Source organism: Rheinheimera mangrovi, from assembly GCF_003990335.1.
Lineage (GTDB): Bacteria > Pseudomonadota > Gammaproteobacteria > Enterobacterales > Alteromonadaceae > Pararheinheimera > Pararheinheimera mangrovi.
In genome coordinates this window covers 3,676,789-3,699,887 of record NZ_CP034683.1, presented here as the reverse complement: position 1 = coordinate 3,699,887, position 23,099 = coordinate 3,676,789, and the positions used below count along the sequence as shown (strand labels likewise).

The 23,099-nt window shown below is 45.8% G+C and carries 16 protein-coding genes and 1 pseudogene; 7 read left to right on the top strand and 10 right to left on the bottom strand.

Annotation, left to right across the window (positions count from 1 at the left end; all coding sequences use genetic code 11):
* Positions 1-62 precede the first annotated feature (62 nt).
* A complete protein-coding gene (locus tag EK374_RS16790) occupies positions 63-2,747 on the bottom strand; it encodes a hypothetical protein (protein ID WP_127025697.1) in 2,685 nt (894 codons plus the stop codon).
* Between the two features lie 395 nt (positions 2,748-3,142).
* Here EK374_RS16790 and phoB point away from each other — a divergent pair, with 395 nt between their 5' ends.
* Together phoB and phoR are read left to right on the top strand one after the other, a co-directional pair.
* Positions 3,143-3,829, top strand: a complete 687-nt coding sequence (gene phoB / locus EK374_RS16785; protein ID WP_008900420.1) for a phosphate regulon transcriptional regulator PhoB — start codon at positions 3,143-3,145, stop codon at positions 3,827-3,829.
* A gap of 157 nt (positions 3,830-3,986) precedes the next feature.
* The gene (phoR, locus tag EK374_RS16780) at positions 3,987-5,306 is read left to right on the top strand and encodes a phosphate regulon sensor histidine kinase PhoR (protein ID WP_127025696.1); all 1,320 of its coding nucleotides are present in this window, start codon (positions 3,987-3,989) and stop codon (positions 5,304-5,306) included.
* Here the strand turns inward: phoR and EK374_RS16775 are convergent.
* Positions 5,293-6,165 carry a LysR family transcriptional regulator gene (locus EK374_RS16775; protein ID WP_127025695.1) on the bottom strand — a complete coding sequence of 291 codons (873 nt, stop codon included), beginning with the start codon at positions 6,163-6,165 and terminating at the stop codon, positions 5,293-5,295. The genes phoR and EK374_RS16775 overlap by 14 nt on opposite strands.
* A 95-nt stretch (positions 6,166-6,260) precedes the next feature.
* On the opposite strand from EK374_RS16775, the gene EK374_RS16770 reads away from it, so the two are divergent.
* Positions 6,261-7,220 (top strand): YeiH family protein, encoded by a 960-nt coding sequence (locus tag EK374_RS16770; RefSeq protein WP_127025694.1) that lies wholly within the window; start codon positions 6,261-6,263, stop codon positions 7,218-7,220.
* Here the strand turns inward: EK374_RS16770 and EK374_RS16765 are convergent.
* From EK374_RS16765 to EK374_RS16730, 8 genes are all read right to left on the bottom strand, one after another.
* Positions 7,189-8,499, bottom strand: a complete 1,311-nt coding sequence (locus EK374_RS16765) for an amidohydrolase (protein ID WP_127025693.1) — start codon at positions 8,497-8,499, stop codon at positions 7,189-7,191. The two genes, EK374_RS16770 and EK374_RS16765, sit on opposite strands and share 32 nt — an antisense overlap.
* Before the next feature lie 27 nt (positions 8,500-8,526).
* Positions 8,527-9,333 carry an undecaprenyl-diphosphate phosphatase gene (locus EK374_RS16760; RefSeq protein ID WP_127025692.1) on the bottom strand — a complete coding sequence of 269 codons (807 nt, stop codon included), beginning with the start codon at positions 9,331-9,333 and terminating at the stop codon, positions 8,527-8,529.
* 105 nt (positions 9,334-9,438) lie between these two features.
* Complete coding sequence (locus tag EK374_RS16755) at positions 9,439-10,761, bottom strand: hemolysin family protein (protein ID WP_127025691.1); 1,323 nt, start codon at positions 10,759-10,761, stop codon at positions 9,439-9,441.
* Between the two features lie 26 nt (positions 10,762-10,787).
* The gene (locus EK374_RS16750; protein WP_127025690.1) at positions 10,788-11,138 is read right to left on the bottom strand and encodes a hypothetical protein; all 351 of its coding nucleotides are present in this window, start codon (positions 11,136-11,138) and stop codon (positions 10,788-10,790) included.
* A 106-nt stretch (positions 11,139-11,244) separates the two neighbouring features.
* Complete coding sequence (locus EK374_RS16745) at positions 11,245-12,366, bottom strand: AI-2E family transporter (RefSeq protein ID WP_233280272.1); 1,122 nt, start codon at positions 12,364-12,366, stop codon at positions 11,245-11,247.
* Positions 12,367-12,404: 38 nt separating this feature from the next.
* Entirely contained in the window at positions 12,405-13,985 is a 1,581-nt protein-coding gene (locus EK374_RS16740) for a Ppx/GppA phosphatase family protein (RefSeq protein ID WP_127025689.1), read from the bottom strand.
* Positions 13,982-16,102, bottom strand: coding sequence for a polyphosphate kinase 1 (ppk1, locus tag EK374_RS16735; RefSeq protein ID WP_127025688.1), 2,121 nt, complete (start codon positions 16,100-16,102; stop codon positions 13,982-13,984). The genes EK374_RS16740 and ppk1 overlap by 4 nt, the downstream gene beginning before the upstream one ends.
* A gap of 112 nt (positions 16,103-16,214) precedes the next feature.
* The gene (locus EK374_RS16730; protein WP_127025687.1) at positions 16,215-16,715 is read right to left on the bottom strand and encodes a glycine cleavage system protein R; all 501 of its coding nucleotides are present in this window, start codon (positions 16,713-16,715) and stop codon (positions 16,215-16,217) included.
* A gap of 273 nt (positions 16,716-16,988) precedes the next feature.
* Between EK374_RS16730 and EK374_RS16725 the strand changes: the two genes are divergently transcribed.
* The 4 genes and pseudogenes from EK374_RS16725 (at position 16,989) to pstB (ending at position 23,033) form a co-directional block, all read left to right on the top strand.
* Complete coding sequence (locus tag EK374_RS16725) at positions 16,989-17,969, top strand: PstS family phosphate ABC transporter substrate-binding protein (RefSeq protein ID WP_127025686.1); 981 nt, start codon at positions 16,989-16,991, stop codon at positions 17,967-17,969.
* Positions 17,970-18,174: 205 nt separating this feature from the next.
* Entirely contained in the window at positions 18,175-20,463 is a 2,289-nt protein-coding gene (locus EK374_RS16720; protein WP_127025685.1) for an ABC transporter permease subunit, read from the top strand.
* A gap of 15 nt (positions 20,464-20,478) precedes the next feature.
* Positions 20,479-22,159 (top strand): annotated as a pseudogene (pstA, locus tag EK374_RS16715) (phosphate ABC transporter permease PstA).
* A 61-nt stretch (positions 22,160-22,220) separates the two neighbouring features.
* Positions 22,221-23,033, top strand: a complete 813-nt coding sequence (pstB, locus tag EK374_RS16710) for a phosphate ABC transporter ATP-binding protein PstB (RefSeq protein WP_127025684.1) — start codon at positions 22,221-22,223, stop codon at positions 23,031-23,033.
* Positions 23,034-23,099: the final 66 nt, after the last annotated feature.

The following is a 23,099-nucleotide window of genomic DNA, read 5'->3' as shown; positions in this document are numbered from 1 at the left end:
CAAGGGAGGCCCGGCACTAAGTGAATTCAAAACTGCCGGCGAGCCGGCAGTTTATGGTTGCTTTAGTCGTTCAGACCTACAGTCCAACCAGCAGTCCAGTTGTTGCTTTGTGAAACAGCACCTGTGAAGGTTACAGTGTCAAAGAAAGCATTCACTGGTTTCATGTCTTTTGCAGCACCTGTGTCTATGGTGAAGATACCGTTTAACACTGCTGACTGATCAGCCGCTAACTTGTTACCTGTTTGGCCAAGGAACCATGCAGAAGTAGTCACACCAGAAGCCACGTTACCTTTGACTGCTTCAGTAGGGCACGCAATTACAGAGTTAGTCATGGTTAAGGTGCCTGCAGCAGCCATTGCCTGAGATTCTGCAGACTCAATCTCCAGACATTCGCCCATACCTGCAGGACCTGTAATAACGAAGTTTGCTAATTGAGCGTTAGTACCGGCACGCAGTAATACGCCTTCAGAATCGTCAGTACCATCGAAGGTGTTACCTATGATCGTCATGTTGGCGATGATTGGGTTTGAGATTGGCAGGGCAGTGAAGTTACCTGATTGGTTGTCGCCTTCGATACCACGGTTTGCTTTTGCACCGTCAGCAGCATGTTTAACCAGTACGAACTGCATTTTGCCGTTCCAGCCGTCAGCCCAGTCGACTGAGTCGTCGCCGTTTGCAGTCAGAACTACGTTTTTACAGTTCACACTACCACCGAAGAATTCCACACCGTCATCGACGTTCTGGTGAACCTGGATATTGGAGCACTCAGTACCTGAACCTACGCCAGCAAAAGTAATACCGTTTAATTCGTTGTCTGGAATAACTTCAAAACCAGCATGTTTGACTACGACGTAGTTCAGTTTACCGCTACTGTCAGCTGCGTTAGGGCCACCATATGGGCCTGCATCACCCTCAGCCTGCACTAAACAGTTGGCTAAATCAGCCTGGTTACATTTATTGGTTGGAGCTTTACCCAATAAGACTAAGCCACCCCATTGACCAGCTGCTGTAGGTGAACCAATCACGTCTTGTACCGAAGTCATAGTAATAGGGTTTGCCGCAGTGCCGTCTGCCATGATTTTTGAACCACGGGTGATCACCAGGAAGTCAGCACCTGATTTACCGTAAATGGTTACGCCAGGTTGTACTGTTAAGGTGGCGCTGGTGGTGTTGTCCACACCAATACGCACACGGCCACTTAATACATAATCAGCACCAGCAGCTAAAGTGACGTTTGAAGTGATATCGCCTGTTAACTGGCAGTTTAAACGCCCTGTTAAGCTGGCAACTTCAGTAGTACCTGTAGGACAAGCTTTTAAGTTAACGCCATCTTCAACATGTAAAGAAGTAGTCCAGCCTTTGGTCCAGTCTGTTGTGCCGTTAAAGGCACCAATGTAGTTCACATTATCAAACCAACCATCGACGTTATTTGAAACGTTGTAACCATTGGCTAAAGCTGGAGAGTTAGGTGCCGGGATATAACCACCTAATAATGCATCACCTACCAGGTTGTTCGGCTGAGATTCAAACCAGGTCTTTGCATTAAATGTCACGTTGCCAGCAGAATCTTTGATGTTAGCAAAAGGTTCTGCACAGTCGATGATAGAGTTACGGAATACTAAGTCACCGCTATTGGCAAAGTTAGCGGTTTCTGTGGTGTTCACTTCGAAACACTCGCCCATTTTTTCCGGGCCAGTCACAATCACGTTATACAGTTCAGCAGAAGTACCAGCGCGTAATAAAATACCCTCTGAGTCTTCGTCACCGTCAAAGTTATTACCAATAATGGTCAGGTTAGAAATCTTTGGCTTACTGACTGGTGTAGCTGTGAAGTTAGATGATTGGTTGTCCGCTTCAATACCGCGGTTAGCCTTAGTATTGTTTGGGTTGTGGCGAATTAAAACGTGCTGCATACGACCAGTCCAGCCATCAGCCCAGTCTAAAGAGTCGTCGCGGTTTCCTGTGAGCACTACATATTTAGCATCCACTGTACCGCCGAAAAACTCTACGCCATCATCCAGGTTGTTATGCACCTGAATGTATTCCACAGTAGTGCCACGGCCTACGCCAGCAAAAGTAATACCGTTTAACTCGTTATCAGGGATAACTTCAAAACCAGCGTAACGTACCTGAACGTATTTTAAAGCACCGCTGTTGTCGTCTGGGTTAGAACCACCGTATGGACCAGCTTCACCTTCAGCTTCAACTTTACAGTTGGCTAAATCAGCCTGATTACATTTGTTGGTTGGCGCTTTACCTAATAAAACTAAACCTCCCCATTCAGCTGCAGATTCGTTATCAGATAAACCTAACATGTCGTTGACTGACGTCATGATGATAGGGCTAGTGGCTGTACCTACAGCCTGAATTTTTGAACCACGGGCAACTACTAAATAGTCCGCACCACTTTTACCAAAAATTTTAGTACCTGGCTGAATAGTTAAAGTAGCGCTGTTGGCGTTATCGTTACCTACAGTCACTTTGCCCGCTAAAGCCCAGGCGATATCAGCTGTTAATGTGGTGTCGCTGGTAATGGTGCCTTTAATTTCACAAACTGGAGTAGTAACGCCAGCTAAAGCGGCGGCCTGAGTAGCAAAGGCTGGACAAGCGCTGGTTGGAGGAGGGGTAACACCACCGCCATTATTACCGCCATTGCCTGTATCGATGTTGATATCTCCACCGCCACAACCAGCTAACACTAAAGCTGAGGCAATTGCGCTCAATTTTAAAAAGTTACGTAAAGCCATTACTCAATCTCCAATAAGTACGAACAGGAATACTGTTGTTATAAAAAGCTGGAGCCAACCATACTCAGGCTTAATGACTGTTTTATTACAGTGACGGATGAATAGATTGAACTAAAAATGCAGGCCGCGTCTGACGTGGTGTAGCGCTGATGCTGTCAAAAAACCTTCACTAAAGTGTCATCTGAAAGACTTTTATATTTATTAGAAAAATGTAAGCAAATTGGTTGTTTTTTATCTCGGGTCAGTCAAAGTGGCAAAATACTGCTGTAGCTGTGTTCCTGAACCTGTTATCTGGTCATTACAGAGCAGTTTGCTTGTTTTGCTTTCATAAAACTGTCATAAACTAACGCCATACTGGCCACAATTAATAAATCAGCTTGAATTGGTAGAGGGTTATGTCTAGAAAAATCCTGGTCGTAGAAGACGAAGCGCCGATCCGTGACATGTTGTGTTTTGTGCTTGAACAAAATGGCTATCAGGCCAGCACCGCAGAAGATTTTGATTCGGCCGTAAATATGTTGGTAGAACCTTATCCTGATTTAGTCTTACTGGATTGGATGTTGCCAGGGGGCAGCGGTATTCAGTTTGCCAAAAAAATGAAAGGGCATGAGCTGACCCGCACTATTCCAATCATTATGATTACGGCGCGCGGTGAAGAAGAAGACAAAGTCCGTGGGCTGGAAGTAGGGGCTGATGATTACGTCACTAAGCCATTTTCACCTAAAGAGCTGATGGCTCGTATTAAAGCTGTGATCCGTCGTGTGGCGCCAACCAGCCTGGATGATGTGATTGAAGTGCAAGGCTTAAAACTGGATCCGGTATCTCACCGTGTGACTGCAGCTGAACAGGCTGTCGATATGGGGCCGACCGAATTCCGCTTATTACATTTTTTTATGACGCATCCGGAGCGGGTGTATAGCCGTGAGCAGTTGCTGGATCATGTCTGGGGCACTAATGTGTACGTCGAGGACAGAACAGTCGATGTGCATATCCGCCGTTTACGTAAAGCCATTTCATTGGCTGGACATGACCGTTTAGTGCAAACTGTACGGGGGTCGGGTTATCGTTTCTCAGCCAAGTGAGCGAGACCCAATGATTGTTGCTATTTACCCTAAGTAATTGGAGTTGCAGCACGGCCGCAACGAGACCCCATGAACATAGTTGTTCTATGTGATCGGGGCGAAAGAGAGCAGCCAATAAGGCTGCGGCTTCAAGTGCGACGGGTAATAAGTAGGTGCTATGCGTTTGTTACTATCTAAAAGGAAGATTTTCGGAAAAATCTTCCTTTTGTTCTTTATTGTGGCTTTAGCTGGCTGGTTGTTTGACCTGCTGTTTCCTGCTTTATTTGCCACCTCTTTAGTGTTGCTGGGCTGGAATTACCAGCATATTTTTATCCTGGATAAATGGCTGTGGCGCGATAAAAAGCTGACGCCTCCAGCCGGTGATGGCAGCTGGCAACAAGTGTTTGATGGTATTTATTATCGTCTGCGCAAAGCCCGTAAAAAAAATAAAGAACTACGATCACTGATCCGACGCTTTCGCGATGGTGCCGAAGCCTTGCCTGATGCGATAGTGGTTTTAAACAGCGACTGGACCATTATCTGGTGCAATAAACTGGCACAGCAACTGGTGGGTTTACGTTGGCCACAGGATGAGCGTCAGCGTATTGATAACCTTATTCGCAATCCAGAATTTCAAACTTATATTCAGCAGAAGCAATTTGACCAGTCTCTGGAGTTATCCTCGCCGGTGAACGAAGATCTGGTGCTGGAATACCGCATGCTGCAATACGGTGATGATCAGCATTTGCTGATCGTGCGTGATGTCACTCAGTTGAAACTGTTGGAACAGGTTCGCAAAGACTTTGTGGCTAATGTGTCACATGAACTGCGTACGCCGTTAACTGTATTACAGGGCTATCTGGAAGTGATGGATGCAGATAACCTGCCCAACGCCGGTATCTGGCTGAAAGCTCACACTGTGATGCTGGAGCAAACCAAACGTATGGACGCTCTGGTACAGCAACTGTTAACGCTGTCCCGTATTGAAGCCGCGGCTAAAGTACAGTTTGAAGATCATATCGATGTGCCCGCAATGCTGGCGATGCTGGAGCAGGAATCTCAGACGTTAAATCGCGATAAGCATCATCAGATCAGCTTTTCAGTTGAACCTGATCTTGTGGTGTCAGGTATTCGCGAAGAGCTGCGTAGCGCCTTTTCTAACCTGATCACTAACGCTATTAAATACACGCCAAATGGTGGCGAAATTCAGGTGAGCTGGGTAAGGCAGCATCAGAAGGCAGTATTTAGTGTCAGCGATAATGGTGAAGGTATAGCGCCACAGCATGTGAAACGGCTGACCGAAAGGTTTTACCGTGTTGACCAGGCCAGAGCCCGAGCCACAGGCGGCACGGGTTTAGGCTTAGCTATAGTCAAACATGTATTGCAGCGCCATAACAGCAAGCTGATGATTTTCAGCGAGCCGAAAAAAGGCAGCAGCTTTTCTTTTAGTTTACCTGCAGAGTTATTACCAAAACGTAAAGCTATTAAAGCGCGTTAATGACGCTGCTTTGCTGCAGAAAATGCAAAAATTTTTGCAGCAGAGCAGGTTGATAGTTTTTATGCTGTACTAGTCTGAAATGACGTTGCAGCTGCAAAGGACTTTGCAGTAATAGCAACTGCCCGGCATTAATTTCGTCCTGCACCGCCAGTAAAGGTAAACAGCCTATACCTAAACCTTGTTTTATCGCTTGCTTAATGGCCTCAGGCCGCTCCAACTCCAGCAACTGGTTGGGCGTCCAGTGCAGTCGTGCCAATTCATGCTCCAGTACAGCGCGGGTGCCAGATCCTTGCTCCCTCACTATCCAGCGTTGTGCCAATAGCTGTTCTGTTGACAGATTCTGGTGTAGCAGTGGGTGACCTATCAATACCGTCAAATCCTGACGCCAGTGCCTGATGTCAAACTCAGCACTTAATACTGGTCCTTCAACAAAACCCAACTGAGCTTGCTGCTGGTGCATCAATTGCAGTACTTCGCTGCTATTGCACAGCCGTAGTTTAAAGTCTATGTGTGGGTGCAAAGCCGTAAACTGTGCCAGCAAGCCGGGTAATAAATAACATCCTACAGTTTCACTGGCGACTAACCTTAACTGTCCTTTGTCAGGATCGGCACTGACTAAATCCTGCTGCAACTCCAGAAACAGCTGTAATCTGGGCAATAAATCCAGCGTGTGTTGAGTGGGAATTAACTGTCGGCCCTGACGTAAAAACAGTGCATGACCCAAGCGTTGCTCCAGTTCTTTTAAAGCCTGGCTGGCGGCGGACTGACTTAATGCCAATTGATCAGCTGCTTTGGTCAGGCTGTGCTGGCGGCAAATCGCATCTAATAACAACCAGTGGCGTGGGCTGGGGTAATTCATTTGATTATCTAATCTGAGTGATAAGATAAATCCATTATTCTTATTTTATTCACGCATTACAATAGCGCTGTTTATACATCAAAGATGAAATCACTATGTGGGTATTACTTCTGCTTAGCCTGTTATTGCAACTCTGTTATCTGGCAGAACCTGTCTTGCATCAGTGGGTTAGTCCTGTTTTTGTGGCTTTGATCCTGGGATTATCTGCCGCTTTTGTGTTGCCCTTGTGTTCGGTGCAACCCCGCCAACTGTTGGCGTCACAATTAGACACACTGGCTTTATGGCAACAAAAAGCCCTGCGTTTTGGCATAGTTCTGTTTGCTTTTAGTGTTGACCCACAGCTGGTTTTGCAAACCAGTCCGCTGGCTTTAGTACAGCTGATTGTTTTAGTGCTGCTGGTGTTAACCGCTGCACTGTGGTTGGGGATCAAAGTGTTTAAGTTACCTAAAGATCTGGTGCTATTAGTCAGCTGTGGTTTAAGTTTCTGCGGAACTTCGGCCATTTTTGCCACCTGGTCGGTGCGCAAAAGTGACGACGCCACTTTAACTCAAAGTCTGGCTATGGTGCTGTTGATGGGCTTGTTGGCGTTATTGAGTTATTCCGTGTTGATGCAAACTGGCGTTTTACCCGAAGCCCAGCTGGCCTGGCTGATAGGCAGTACTGCACCTGAAGTATCACAAGCTGTTGCGGCAGGCAGTCAATTGGGCGATGTGGCGCCACAAGCTGTGATTGCCAAACTATTCCGGGTTTGTTTACTGGTACCGTTTTTACTTTGGTTGAGTTTTAACAGCAAAAATAACCAGGGCTTTGTGTTTCCATGGTTTGTGTTGGCTTTTATTGTGGTATTGCTGATAAACATAGCTTTTGCTGTGCCTGTCTGGTTTAGTCAGGCTGCGCTTGTATTGTCACAAAGTTGTCTGATTTTCGCCATGGTAGTGACAGGGCTTTTAACCTGTTGGCAGGATCTGAAACAATGCAGCGGCAAAGCAGTTGGCTTCGCCGCTGTGGTGATGGTTTTACTCTTTAGCCTTTCTTGGTTACTGTTGCCGGGTTAGCCAAATAATCCAGCGCCAGACCGGTGAAAGCCCGCACACCATTTTCCAGTGCTTGTTCGTTGACCTGAAAAAATGGCGAGTGATTAGGTGCGGTTTTTTCGACAGGGGTATTGTCCGCTGCTATGCCCAAAAAGAAAAATACGCCTGGTACGTCTTGTTGGAAAAATGAAAAGTCTTCAGAAGCGGTAATAGGCTTAATTGGTGCCACACCAGCTTTGCCTGCGGCCCATTCTAAGCTCGGCATAGCCCATTCGGTGAGTGCAGCGTCATTCCAGGTGACTGCGGCAAAGCTGTGGTTATGAAATTCTGCAGTAGCGCCGCTTGCCGCTGCTATATGCTCGGATGTGTGCTGCATTTTTTGCAATAATTGCTCGCGCATACCAGGATCAAAAGTTCGTATTGTGCCTTCAAGTTTCACGTCATCCGGAATAATATTCCAGCGCACGCCACCATGCACTTGACCTACAGATAACACTGCCGGAGCTTGAGTTACATCCAACTGCCTGGCAGGAATTTGATGTAAGGCGGTGATGAGCTGGCCTGTGACCGCTATAGGATCAACACCACGCCATGGGCTGGAGCCATGCACCTGTTTACCTTTGACGGTAATATTAAAACTGTCGGCCGCAGCCATGATGCCTTCGCTTTTTACCTGTAACTGGCCTGCAGGGCCAGGCCATACATGCAAACCAAAAATGGCATCAGGTTTGTATTTGGCAAACACACCTTCTTTGAGCATCAGTTTAGCTCCCCCTTCTTCACCAGCTGGAGGGCCTTCTTCTGCAGGCTGAAACACAAACAAAATAGTACCGGCAAGATCTGCTTTTAGCGTCGTCAGAACTGAAGCTGTGGCCATTAGCATCGCTGTATGGGCATCATGACCGCAGGCGTGCATTACACCCACATCCTGGCCATTAAAGGTACTGCGGACTTTAGAAGCAAAAGGTAAGTCGACCTGCTCTGTCACAGGTAAAGCGTCCATATCAGCCCTTAATGCGACTGTTGGGCCTGGCTTTGCGCCTTTTAATACGCCCAGTACACCATGGTGGGCAATGCCGGTTTGCACTTCCAGACCTAGGGATTTTAAATGTTGTGCAACTTTTTTGGCTGTATTGATTTCACGGTTCGACAGTTCAGGGTATTGATGGAAATGACGGCGCCATTCCAACATTTGTGGCTGTATGTTTTTGATGGCAGTTTCTGTCAGCGGTTTTAAATCAGTGCTGGCCTGTGCTGAAAAAGCACTGAACACTGCAATTGAAAGTAAAGTACGTAACATGGTTATTCCTTTTGATTGGCCATAAACTCAGTGACTAAAATAAAACACAAAAGCGAGCAGAAACATACCTAAAGCTAAGCGGTAAATAACAAAAGGCAGCATGCCCATTTTTTCTATCACTTTGAGGAAAAAATGAATACAGACATAGGCCGAGATAAAACTTAGTACAGTACCTAAGCCTAAGGCTGTCCAATCGACAGCTTGTTCGCTTTGCAGCAGTTTCAGGCTTTGATAGCCACCTGCCAGCAGAATGATAGGAATAGAGATTAAAAACGAAAAACGGGCAGCTGCCTGACGGGTTAATCCAAGCATCAGGCCAGCTGTCATGGTGATGCCTGAACGGGAAGTGCCGGGGATCAGTGCGATGGCCTGAGCCAGGCCAATAATAATCACATCTTTTACAGTTAACTGATCCGTTTGTTTAGTTTGTTTTGCTTTCACATCGGCGTACCACAGCAACAAGCCAAAGATAATGGTTGTGCTTGCGATCACTAAGGCAGAACGGGCATAGATTTCAATAAAATCTTTGATCAACAAACCAAACAGGGCTGCAGGTATAGTCGCGAGAATAATTAGCCAACCCATGCGGCTATGCTGGTCGTGTTGGCCTTTGAAACTGCCAAACCAGCTGCAACTAATCAGGCCTACATCGCGGCGAAAATAATGCAATACAGCAGCCAGAGTACCCAGATGGACGGCAACATCAAAAGCCAGTCCCTGATCAGTCCAGCCCAGTAATTGTGAAGGTAAGATCAGATGTGCTGAACTTGAGATAGGTAAAAACTCGGTAAAGCCTTGCAGTAAAGCCAGAACAATAATTTCCAGTGTGGTCATAACAATCCATAAAACGAGAGATTAATTTTATCAGCAGAGCCACATACCAGCCCTGTTTATGAAAAAGCCTCCTGCTAATTGGAGGCTCAGAGTCAAACCATTACTTTAGCCTGTCTTGTGGTCGGGATCTGATTCATCCTGGTCTTGTGGCAGCAGACTGGCAAGCACTTTATCAATACGTTTGCCGTCCATATCAACAATTTCCAGTTTCCAGCCTGCAACCTCTATAGTGTCAGCCGTTTGCGGTATTTTACCCAGCTGATACATCACCATACCGTTCAGAGTTTGAAAGCGGCCTTCGACTTCATCTGGTATTTCACGGATATTCAGTGCATCTTTAAAGTCGATAATAGGGATCAGGCCGTCGATTAAAAAACTGCCATCTGCTCTTCGCACTATCATCTGATCGTCTTCGTCATCATCTTGCGCAATTTCGCCAGTCAGCGCATCCATCATATCCTGCAGTGTGACCAGGCCTTTTAAATCGCCATATTCATCCACCACAAACACCATCTGGGTGCCTGAGGTTTTAAAGTGATCCAGCAGTTCCATACCGGATAAGCTATCAGGTACATAATTACAAGGCTTGGCAAGGGAGGCGATGTGGATCTCTTTTGCCGCAATAGACTGCGCCAGCAGTTGTTTGGCAGAAACAATACCTACCAAATCGTCAATGCTGTTACGACAGACCGGGAAACGGGAGTGGGGGGCCTGCATCACTAGCTTCAGGTTGTCTTCAATCGGCTTGTTAACATCCAAATAGACGATGTCTGAACGTGGCACCATCAAAGAAGAAATACTCCGTTCATCTAAACGGAATACGTTTTTCACCATGGCATGTTCAGAATGTTCAATGATGCCTGCAGATGAACCTTCCTGCAGCATGGCTTGTATATCTTCGTGAGTAACATTGTCTTCAATAATATGGCTAAAGCCCAAAAATTTCATAATGGCGTGGGTTGAACCTGACAACATCCAGACAAAAGGTTTAGTCGCTACAGCAAGCAATGCCATAGGCCGTGCAACTATACAGGCGATACGCTCGGCGCTGACTTGCCCCACCCGTTTGGGGACCAGTTCACCGACAACAATAGAGACATAAGTGACGATGATGACCACCAGTATGGTTGAGACTATGCTGGTGATTTCCGGTGCAAAACCAAAACTTTGCAGCCAGAGTGATAAAGGTTCTGCCAAAATAGACTCACCAAAGATACCGTTCAGGATACCTATAGAAGTAATACCTATCTGGACAGTGGATAAAAACTGTGTTGGATCTTCAGAGAGTTTTAATGCGGCTTTCGCTGAGCTGCTGCCGCTTTGTGCCAAAGCAGTTAATCTCGACTTTCTCGCTGTGACTATTGCAATTTCTGACATGGCAAACAGACCATTTAAAATGATCAGACCCACAAGAATAAAGATTTCCATAGCTTGCTATTAAGACTCCGGTGAGTTTAGTGTTGAATTAACAGATAAGAGGTGGGTAACTGATAGCTGTATTCAATCAGTTGCCCTGAATCTGACAGGATCAGATATAAATTTTGTTCGTTGAGCTTTCTGGCTTGTGGGTCGACAAAGCGGACTAACCACAGGTCTTTCTGGGACGTCGAAGAGGCCTTTTGCGCATATTGTGGCGAGACAGAAGACCAATGAGCCGCAATGACATGCCGCTGCTGTAGCTCAGAGATAGTGAGTTCTGCATGTTTAATGGCTGTGGAATGTGTCGAATACACATCAGCCAGAGTCGAAAAGTGTGTCAACGCTGCAATCAAAAAGACTACAGCGCGCCTTCGGAGAGGGTTCATAAGGTGGTCTGTATAATTCTTAAATTGAAAAAATTAATCTTACTGATCATTTTAAACTAGTAAAGTAATTTATCTCAGTTTCAGCTGATACTAGGCTGGTGTATCGTCAATCTTTTTTATGGTCCGGGCTTTGATTGCCTGTCTTGTCAGGGGCCGGTTCCTTGAGTTCTTCGCCAGACAGTTGTGGTGCTAACAGCCACTCTCTCCAGATAGCGACCAGCAGCGCCATTAACACAGGGCCAACAAATAAACCCACCATGCCCATGGTTTTCACACCGCCTATTAAACCAAAAAAGGTCGGTAAAAAGGGTAGTTTTACCGGGCCGCCAACCAGATTAGGCCTAATAGTTTTATCGACAATAAAAAGCTCAATGCTGCCCCATAAAAACAAGCCAACCCCAGCGGTTAAATCGCCAGTGCCAATCAGATAAATCGAAATCAGGCTAAATGACAAAGGTGCACCGCCCGGAATAAGAGCCATAAAACCAGTTAACACGCCAAAAGCCACAGGGGAAGGGACGCCTGCAATCCAGTAGGCAACACCTAACACAACTCCTTCGCCTATAGCGATAATGGTCATGCCTATAACTGTTGAGCTGACGGTGGCCGGCACAACGCGGGAAAAACGGTTCCAGCGATCGGGTAAAATGCGTTCACCTACAGTATCCAGTTGCCAGGCTAAACGTTCGCCATCTTTATACAGAAAAAACAAAGTGATCAGCATAAACAACAAAGTCAGCATAAAGCCTGCTGTAGTCCAGCCGAAATTCAGCACCCACTTGGAGATCCCACTGATTTGTTCGCCACTGACTAAACTGACTACTTGCCCAAGCTGATGCGGTTCGGCTAAATAAGTTTGCCAATAGGCTGCTAAAGTTTCACCGACACCAGGCAAAGCTTTAAGCCAGTCAGGTACAACTGCGCCATGTTCATTGGCGTATTTTAGCCATTCAATCCAGGCGCGTATTTCTTCCATTGCATAACTGAACACCATGGCAAGCGGGATCACCAAGCCTAGCAAAATAGCAATAATGGCCACACTGGCTGCTAAAGCGGAGTTATGGCGGCAATAACTAAGCAGGTGGCGATACAAAGGCCAACTGGCAAAACAGATAATCAGAGCTGCTAATACCGGTACCAGAAAGCCGATAAAAAAGAATACACCGGCACAGAGGATCACCAGCAATAAAGCTCTGCTGATGGCATCGTTACTAAAAATCTGTGGCATCTGTGACTTTTCCTTTTCGCTTGTAAGGCGTGAAGTGATTACTCCTCATCCAGACTGGATGGATCAAACCCCGGACTTTGCAAACTGCACTCTACTAAATAGGGGCAGTCGAGCACAAAGGCAATCTTTTTCAGATGCAATTGCTCTTGCTGGAGGTCAGCAACTAATAAGGGTTGTTGTTCCAGCCACTCTTTTGGCAGCTGCAAAGACAATTGCTGATTCTGGCCTTTGGCTTGCAGTAGTGGCAAAAAGTCATCGCGGCGTTTCTGATTCAACAGGACTGCCAGACGCAACAGTACCAGTAAAGACACTACTGTACTTGCGCTGTATAAATAAAACTGCGACAAATCTTCGCTTTTTATTTTGCGGCGGTGTGAGCGCACCAGCGTGGCGATGAGCTGTTGTTGTTCCTGATTAAATCCAGGCAAATTGGCATTTTTCAAAATATAGGACGAATGCCGTTGTACGCTGGAGGAATTGATATGCAGGCCAATCTCATACACAGTGGCAGCCCAGCTCAATAAATCGGCCATTTCATCATTCAGTTGCCAGCTAGTCCGCAACTGAGCAAAAAGCTCCAGCGCTGTGCTGCGCACTCTGTCAGCCTGAGCTGTGTCTATGCTGTATCTTTTAATCAGACTTTGAATGGTATGTTCGCGAATATCGTGATGGTGCAGACGGTCGCTCATTTCATACAGCACACCTTCACGCAAAGCTGCATCGACATAATACATTTGCGAAATGCCAAGCATATTAAAAGCCGCAATCAGAATAGCTAATCCGGAACAAATCAGGAGTTTGCGGTCATCAGCCAGGCCTGGTAAATCCAGTTGAACACTGTTCTCCTGCGACACCAGCAAGTCCTTCAACTGCAGCAGATGTTCGTATTCAATACAAGCCGGATGCCAGCCTAAACCAAGGATAATGTCGCGGATGGTTTTAATGGTACCCGAGGTTCCAACAGCTTGTTGCCAGCCGGTTTCGCGGTACGCTGAGACTATAGGTTCAAGTTCCTGTTCGGCTTGTAAAATGGCCCGTTCAAACTTCTTGGCACTGATTCGGCCAGTGGGGAAATGAAACTGGGCGTAGCTGACACAGCCCATATTGCGACTGGCCAGTTTTAGCGGCTGAAAACCTTCACCTATGGCAAATTCGGTGCTGCCTCCGCCAATATCCATCACCAGACGACGGCCCTGATAATGTTCAAAATGGGCCACACCCTGATAAATAAAACGCGCTTCTTCCTGTCCTGAAATCACTTCAATAGGGAAAGGGAATACAGCCTGGGCACGGCGTAAAAACATAGCGCTGTTTTTGGCCCTTCTTAAGGTGTAGGTGGCAATCACCCGCACCGATTCAGTTGGTACTGGTTGTAAGGTGTCAGCAAACTGAGCAAGTACAGCCAGACCACGTAACATGGCTTCTTCGGTGAGCAGTAAATCTTCTGTTAAACCTTCGGCCAACTGGACCTTTTGTTTTTCACGGTGCAGTAGCTGTAAAGCACCATCAACCACACGGGCTATCACCATATGAAAGCTGTTGGAGCCTAAATCAACAGCTGCCATATAAGCGGCTTTTTGTGTATCGCTAGTCGTGTCTGCGTTGGTCCAGTGGGTCATGTTCCGGCCTGAGTGGATTGCTGCAACTGAGCAAAATAATCGTAGATTTCCTGTTGGGAGCGAATGCTACGCTTATTGCCTCTTTTTACATAGTGGTTGCTTTGATCTTTATCGATAATCCGAGCTTTGACGTTGTCATGCCACTGGATGTCCAGAGTGGTCATAATTTGTTGTTTAATAGCTGCATCGTAAATGGGCACGCCCACTTCTACGCGTTGATCCAGATTGCGGGTCATCCAGTCCGCTGACGAGAGATATAGATCCGTTTCACCGCCATTGTTAAATACATAGACCCTGGCGTGCTCAAGAAATCTGTCCAGTACACTCACCACATGAATATTGTGGCTCAGGCCTTTTACACCCGGGATCAAAGAGCACATGCCGCGCACTATAATGCGAACTTTTACCCCGGCCATACTGGCTTTATAGAGTAAATCAACAATCTGATTATCTACCAGGTTATTAATTTTTAATATAATTTCGGCTTTACGGCCTGAAATAGCGAAGTTGGTTTCCCGCTCAATTAACGCGCAGAGTTTAGGTCGGCTCCAGGTGGGGGATACCACCAAATGGTTAAACTGGAAGGGTTTGTAGCTGTACTGAATAAATTCAAACACCTGATCCACTTCATCACAAATTTCAGCGTGGCAGGTGAATAAGCTCATGTCTGTATAAACGCGGGCGGTTTTTTCGTTAAAGTTGCCAGTGCCTATATGGGCAAACTTCACGGTTTTACCTTTTTCCAGCCTTGTGATTAAACATAGCTTGGAGTGAATTTTTAACGTTTGCAGGCCAAAAATAACTTCAATACCAGCTTCAGTCATGCGCCTTGCCCAGTTGATATTGTTTTCTTCATCAAAACGGGCTTTGAGCTCGACGACTACTGTCACCTGTTTACCGTTACGCACAGCATCAAGCAAGGAATGGATCACCCGTGAGTTTTTAGCCACCCGGTACATGGTCATTTTGATGGCGGTGACTTTAGGATCAAAAGAGGCCTGACGCACCCACTCGGTAAAATAACCAAAGCTATGGTAGGGGTAATACAACAAAATATCTGAAGTGCGAATAGCCTCAAAACTGGTGGTATGACGCTCAAACTCCGGACTTTTTAGTACCGGCATCGCAGGGAATTCTAAAGACGGATGGCCTATGTTCGGAAAACCAATAAAGTCTTTGAAGTTCCGGTACTTACCCCCTGGGATTAAAGAGTCATAGGAGCTGTAGCCAAGTAATTTTTTCAGCATTTTTAACATATGCTCAGGCATATGGCTGTCATATACCATACGCACAGGTTCTGATTTCAGTCGCTGTTTAATGCCTTTCGACATTTTGTCAATGAGCGACTGGTCCAGCGTATCGCTGATGTTGTATTCGGCATCGCGGGTTAATTTCAGGGAAAACGCCTGAATTTCACAGAATTCAAAAAAGCCGTCGAACAAGTCTTTTAAGCAGTGCACTATGATGTCGTCGAGTAAAATAATCTGCCGACGGAAGCGGCCTCTCTTTTTACTTTTATTCAGATGCAGTGGTAATTCAACAAAACGCGACATGGCATCTGTAGGTACCTGCACTATAGCGTATTCCGCTTTGTTCGATCCTGTCATTTCCACCATTAGATAGGTGGCATTGTCCTGTAAATGTTTCGCCAGCTTAACTTCTTCAGCTGACAAAATAATAGGCGATAAATGCCGTTGTACTTCAGTACGGTAGAATCGTTTGACCCACTGAGCCTGCGCATCAGTCAGCTTAAAGTTGTCAATCAGCTCAATATTGTGTTTGCGCAGTTCCTGCTGTAAGTCGTCATAAATTTTATTAAAACGCTCACCCAGTTTCAGCACTATATGTTGAATATCGTGCAGCAGTTGTTCCGCGTCTTCCTGCTCGTTGGCATGGTATTTTTTCAACAGAATACGACGTTTAACGTCAGCCACCCTAACCCGGAAAAACTCATCCATGTTGTTGGAATAAATACCTAAAAAACGTAAACGCTCGATCAAAGGATTACGTTCGTCAGCCGCTTCCTGCAGCACTCGGCCATTAAAAGACAGCCAGCTTAATTCGCGGGGAAAATAATTCGTATCGCTCACAGTATGTATTAGCTCTGTAAAGACCATAACGCGCTCCATATCGGGTTCTGGAGCTACTCTATGGCAGTTTTATGACAGACTGATGAAAGGATCAAGCGCTTGATCCTCTGTTACAGGAATATTTTTTTCTTCAACCGGCTTAATGTTCTATATCTACTACAACGTCAGAGGCTATAGCCTCCAGAGCTTTCACCACTTCGTCCTTGTTCAGACCTGCAGGCAGTTCTACTGTGGCTATCGCATGAAACAAGGGGACACCCCAGTTGGGAGCGCTTTGTTTGGAGCTTTCAAAATGAATAATATTCGCGCCTTTGTGTTTCATCACGCTGGACAACTCGCGCACTATGCCAGGCCTATCATTACCAGTGATGACAAACTGCAGTTGTTTATCCGGATGAATGACAGAGTCTAAGCCTTGTTGAATTTTAATATCCAGATCCGACATGCGTTCCAGCTCTGTGGTTAACGCAAATACATGTTCTTCAGAGACTTCCAGTTGCAATATACCAGCGAAATAGCCACCTAAATGGCTTAAGTTACTAGCCATCCAATTGCCCTGATGACTGGCAATTACTGTGGCGAGTTGTTCTACTAAACCCGCTTTATCCTGACCTATAACAGTTAAAATCAACTGCTTCATTTCACATCTCCTGGAAAGTCAAATCTGATAAAAATTGAAAAGAACTTCGAAAAACAGTGAGTTAGCTAACTTTAGCTTCACCCATTGTAGACCTCTGGCTAATTTTTGACAGTCTAGTCGTCGCAATTCTCCCGGCTAATAGCAAAAAAACTGACATAGCTCAAAAGACGTTCTTTCCTTTCGTCATATTAGTGTCATATTTCTTTCTTATGATGAGCCTCAGAAAACAACCTGAACCACGAACAGGCATTGGTCTGTTGTGAGGAGAGCAACGTGAAAGTAGCAAAGTTATTAACTTCATTAAGTCTGATTGCAGCCACTTTAGGTCTGACAGCTCAGGCTGCCATTATCGAAGCTGACCCTAAATTACCAGCTTATGTAAAAGCCACTGGTGTTTCAGGCAATATTTCCAGCATTGGTTCTGATACGCTGAACAACCTGATGACCAAATGGGCTGAAGAATTCCGTAAGCAATACCCGAACGTGAATATTCAAATCCAGGGCGCAGGTTCTTCTACTGCTCCTACCGCTTTAACTGAAGGCACATCAAACTTTGGCCCTATGAGCCGTGCGATGAAGCCATCTGAAGTTCAGGATTTCGAAGCCAAATACGGTTACAAGCCAATGGCTATTCCTGTGGCTATCGACTTGTTAGCTGTATACGTGAACAAAGACAACCCGTTAAAAGGTTTAACTATTGCTCAGGTGGACGCAATTTTCTCTGCAACCCGTAAATGTGGTTACAAAGAAGACGTGACTCGTTGGGGTCAGTTAGGTATGGAAGGCGCTTGGGCAAACCGTGATTTCACTGTCTACAGCCGTAACGCCGTTTCTGGTACCTATGGTTACTTCAAAGATGTTGCTTTATGTGGCGGTGATTTTAAGTCAAGCATCAACGAGCAGCCTGGTTCTGCTTCAGTAGTGCAGGGTATCAGTGAATCCATCAACGGTATTGGTTATTCAGGTATCGGCTATATCACATCAAGCGTAAAAGCTTTACCTTTAGCGAAAAAAGAAGGTGAGCCGTTTTATGCACCAAATGCAGACCACGCCTTAGATGGTAAATACCCGTTGTCGCGTTTCCTGTATGTTTATGTCAACAAGCACCCAAACAAAGAAATGCTGCCTTTAGAGCGTGAGTTTGTTCGTTTCGTATTGTCGAAAAATGGTCAGGACGTCGTAGCTCATGACGGCTATGTGCCAGTACCTGCTTCAGTAGCAGCTAAGGCTCTGACTGACTTAGGTATTAAATAAACTAGTATGTCAAAAACAAGGCACCCTAAGGTGCCTTGTTTGTTTCTGAGAGCCACAACTAAGGCTGTTTTATTGATTCCAGATGATGGAATTTTTTGCATTTTAAATATGTCATTTATATGACAAAAAGCCGCTCTGTAATATTTCCGTCATAAAACTCTACTATAGTTGCCAGCATCTTAAAGTAACTGGTGGTATCGCAACTATGCACTCAACCCATCCAAGTCAGCAGTCAGCCGGCGATTCGCCGCGTTCTTTGCTGCCAACTGGTGAACGTCGGGCCCGATTACGGCGCTGGCGTGCTATTAAAGATAAAATCTCCAAATATGGCATCAGCTTTGCCGGCATCAGTGTGGTGCTGGCTTTTGCCACTATATTTGTTTATCTGTTTTCTGAAGTTGGGCCTTTATTTTCCTCAGCTTCAGTCGAGCAGGAAACCAGCTATCAAAGCCCTGCAGCACAACCACTACACAGCAATATTGAGCGTTACGGTGAAGTGGGTTTAACCATTACATCAGATGCAAAGCTGCAATTTTTTAATGCCAATACAGGTGAGTTGAAGCAGCAGGTCCAGCTGGCTTTGCCTGCTGGCGCTACAGTGACCGCTTTTGGTAAAGCTGACCCTCGTACCGGTACCATTATTTTGGGTTTATCCAACGGTCAGGCTTTAATTGCCAAACATGAATACCTGCTGAGTTATCCAAATGACCAGCGTCAGGTCAATCCTAAGGTCAGCTTTCCGTTAGGTGAGGCGCCTGTGCAGGTGGATGCTCAGGGCCAGGCTTTACTGGCTGTTGCGATTCAGGAAAAAGACGAAAACCGGATGCTAAGTGCCTATACAGCTGACGGTCGCTTAGTGTTGTCGAATATGGTGGCTGAAACTGTGTTTCTGACTGGCGAAACCACAGTAGTCCGCACCGATTACACCTTGCCAGATGCTCCAGCTTCTGCCAGAAAAATTCTAATCGACAATACCTTTCAGAATTTGTTTGTCGCGGATAACGCAGGACATATTCACTATTACGCCATTAATAACCCTGAACAGGCGCGTTTAGTACAAAGTGTCAATGCGGTGGCTTCTGGTGACCAAATCACGGCGATGGAGTTTCTGGTTGGTACTGTGTCTTTGGTGGTCGGTTCTTCTAGCGGTGACTTAAGTCAGTGGTTTTTAGTGCGCGATAAGCACAACAACTTCGACTTAAAACAAATTCGTGATTTTGAACAGCACCCTGGTGCTATCACTCAAATTGAATCTGAATACTCCCGTAAAGGTTTTATGGCCATAGATGATAAAGGTCATTTAGGCATTCATTACGGTACTTCAGCCCGCACTTTGTTTTTAGAAAGCTTTGATGATGGCTTGGTGGCAAAACAAATTGCTATATCGCCCATCAATACCAATTTCCTGATGCTGGATGACAAAGGTCAGATGCATAAGTTTGAGCTGGAAAATGCCCATCCTGATGTGTCTTACAAAGCACTGTGGAACGAGGTATGGTACGAAGGCCGCGATGAAGCTCGTTATATTTGGCAGGCTTCTGCTGGTTCTGATGAATTTGAAGCGAAAATGAGCATGGTGCCATTGGCTATAGGTACTTTAAAAGCAGCCTTCTTTGCCATGTTGTTTGCCACTCCGCTGGCTATTATGAGCGCGATTTACGTCGCTTATTTTATGACGCCGGTGCTGCGCGGCAAGGTAAAACCTACCATCGAAATTATGGCGGCTTTACCTACAGTTATTTTGGGTTTCCTGGCGGGCTTATGGTTAGCGCCTTTTATTGAAGAGTATTTAAGCGCCGTATTTGCCATACTGTTCCTGATGCCATTTATGATGCTTGCTGCGGCCTACTTATGGCGTTATATGCCGGAATCCATCCGTAACCGTTTCGGTTTAGGCTGGGAAGCCGCGTTTTTAGTGCCTGTGATTATTCTGTTTGGTTATCTGGCTATTAGTGCCAGCCCAATGATTGACAACACCTTTTTTGATGGCAGCTTACGTCAGTGGTTTACTGACAATGGCATTAACTACGACCAGCGTAATGCGCTGATTGTGGGGATCGCTATGGGCTTTGCTGTTATTCCAAATATCTTCTCTATTGCTGAAGATGCCATTTTTAACGTGCCTCGCCACTTAACCCAGGGCTCTTTAGCTTTGGGCGCCACGCCATGGCAAACCATGGTGGGTGTGGTTCTGCCAACAGCAAGTCCAGGTGTTTTTGCTGCGGTAATGGTGGGTTTTGGCCGTGCTGTGGGTGAAACCATGATAGTGCTGATGGCCACAGGTAATAGCCCAGTGGTGAACTTTAATATCTTCGAAGGTATGCGTACTTTATCCGCCAATATAGCGGTTGAGCTTCCTGAAACTGCAGTTGGTAGCACTCACTTCCGTGTGTTGTTCCTGGCAGCGCTGGTGCTCTTTGTATTTACCTTTGTATTTAATACCCTCGCCGAAGTAATACGGCAGCGTTTACGTCAACGCTTCAGCAATCTGTAATTAAGGGGCACTTTGATGAAATCTTTATTTGGCGTAAGAGCCTGGTTCAGATCAGGGACTCCCTGGATTTGGTTAAACGCTGGTGCCATCGCCTTATGTCTGGTGATGGTCGTGGGTGTGTTAGGTTTGATTGTGGTGCGTGGTGGCAGTCATTTCTGGCCTGCTGATTTACAGCAAACAGAATGGACACCTGAATCCGGCCAGAAAAAAGTCATTATGGGTGAGCTGGTTCGTTCTGAAACAGTATCAGCTGTGATGGCTGCGTGAATCAGGTGCTACAGTGCCAGCAGAGCTGGAAGCTGTGACCCGTTATCTGGTGAAAGTAGGTAACCGCGATGTGTATGGTCGTGATTTCTCCTGGTATATGGATTATGAAATCAGTGGCTGGACTGTGCCTGAAGGTGCTATTGCATTGGAACGCCGTGAACGTGGTAACTTTTATGGTTTCCCGCTGAAACTCAATGAAGGCGAGACGTTGATTGCTGAAGGTGTGGCCATGTGGCCTGAGCTGCTCAAACGTGTAGAGCGTGCCAACCTTATCTTCCAGCAAATGAAAGATATCGAAAAAAATGACATCAGCCGCATCAACAACCAGATTGAAAAGTTGCGTTTAACTGAACGCCGTCTGGTATTGGATAAAGTGTCTGACGCTGAAATGGCAGAGTTTAAAGCTCAGGCTGCTGCAGAAAATAAAGTGCTGAGTGACGAATACGAAGTGATCCAACAAAAACTGGATCAACTTCGTGCAGAATCCAACCGTGACAGTTTATTGGTTCGCTCTGCGGAAGGCCGTGAAGTGACAGTGTCACTGGCTAATATTGTGCATGCTTATGCACCTAACGATATGTCGGTCTGGCAAAAAACTAAACACTATGTCAAAGGCATTGGTAACTTCCTGACGGAAGAGCCACGTGAAGCCAATACCGAAGGCGGTATTTTCCCTGCCATTTTTGGTACTGTCACTATGGTTATCTTAATGGCCATTATCGTTACACCTTTTGGTGTACTGGCAGCCATTTACCTGCGTGAATATGCCAAACAAGGTCCGCTGCTGAAGATCATCCGGATTTCGGTTTACAACCTGGCTGGCGTACCTTCAATCGTTTATGGTGTCTTTGGTTTAGGTTTCTTTGTGTACATTATGGGGGGCAGCATCGATCAGCTGTTTTACCCTGAAGCGTTACCAAGTCCGACTTTTGGTACTCCGGGTTTATTCTGGGCTTCATTAACGCTGGCGCTGCTTACGCTTCCAGTGGTGATTGTATCGACTGAAGAAGGTTTATCCCGTATTCCAAGTACTATTCGTATGGGTAGCCTGGCCTTGGGCGCGACTAAATCTGAGACTTTATGGAAGGTCGTAGTGCCACTGGCTACTCCGGCTATGATGACAGGTTTAATTTTGGCTGTAGCTCGTGCTGCAGGTGAAGTAGCGCCGCTGATGTTGGTGGGGGTAGTGAAGTTAGCTCCAACTTTACCTATAGATGGCAACTTCCCATTCATTCATTTAGATCAGAAAATTATGCACTTAGGTTTCCATGTGTTTGATGTGGGTTTCCAGAGTCCAAACGTCGAAGCATCGCGCCCTCTGCTCTATGCGACAGCGCTGGTGTTGGTGTTATTGATTGTGGTGCTGAATATGGCGGCTATTTATATGCGTAACAGATTACGTGAAAAATACCGCAGTGACACAGATTAGAAAGCATCCGGCCTGCGCAGGCAGGCCTTAAAACACAGAATTTCACAGAATGGTAATGAAGATGAATCAAGATAAATTAACAGCTCCACCAGTAGAGACCGAATTGAAACTGTCGGATGAAAAAATCAAGCTTCAGGTCAATGATCTGAAACTGTACTACGGTGATTCGCTGGCGTTAAAAAGCATCAATATGACAATCCCGGAAAAACGTGTGACGGCTTTTATCGGCCCTTCAGGCTGTGGTAAATCCACATTGCTGCGCTGTTTTAATCGGATGAACGATTTAGTAGATATCTGCCGTATTGAAGGCCAAATTTTAATGGACGGCCAGAATATTTATGATCCGAAAATTGACGTGGCAGAGCTGCGCCGTCAGGTCGGTATGGTATTTCAGAAGCCTAACCCATTTCCAAAAAGCATTTATGAAAACGTAGCCTATGGCCTGCGCTTACAAGGCGTGAAAGACAAACGCATTCTGGATGAAGTGGTCGAGACTTCATTAAAAGGTGCTGCCTTATGGAACGAAGTCAAAGATCGTTTGCATGACAATGCTTTTGGTTTGTCTGGTGGTCAGCAGCAACGTTTGGTCATTGCCCGCGCTATAGCAATAGAACCAGAAGTGTTATTGCTTGATGAACCAGCCTCAGCTTTGGACCCAATTTCCACGCTGAAAATTGAAGAGCTGATTTATGAGCTCAAAGATAAATACACTATTGTGATTGTTACCCACAATATGCAACAGGCCGCCCGTGTATCCGACTATACTGCCTTTATGTATATGGGTGATTTAATTGAGTTTGATGCCACCAATAAGATGTTTACCAATCCATCGCAGCAACAAACTGAAGATTACATCACAGGCCGTTTTGGTTAATTAATTAAACTAATACCCAAAGTAATTGTAGTTGCAGCAAGACATTAGGGTATTGGAGGAGAGTGC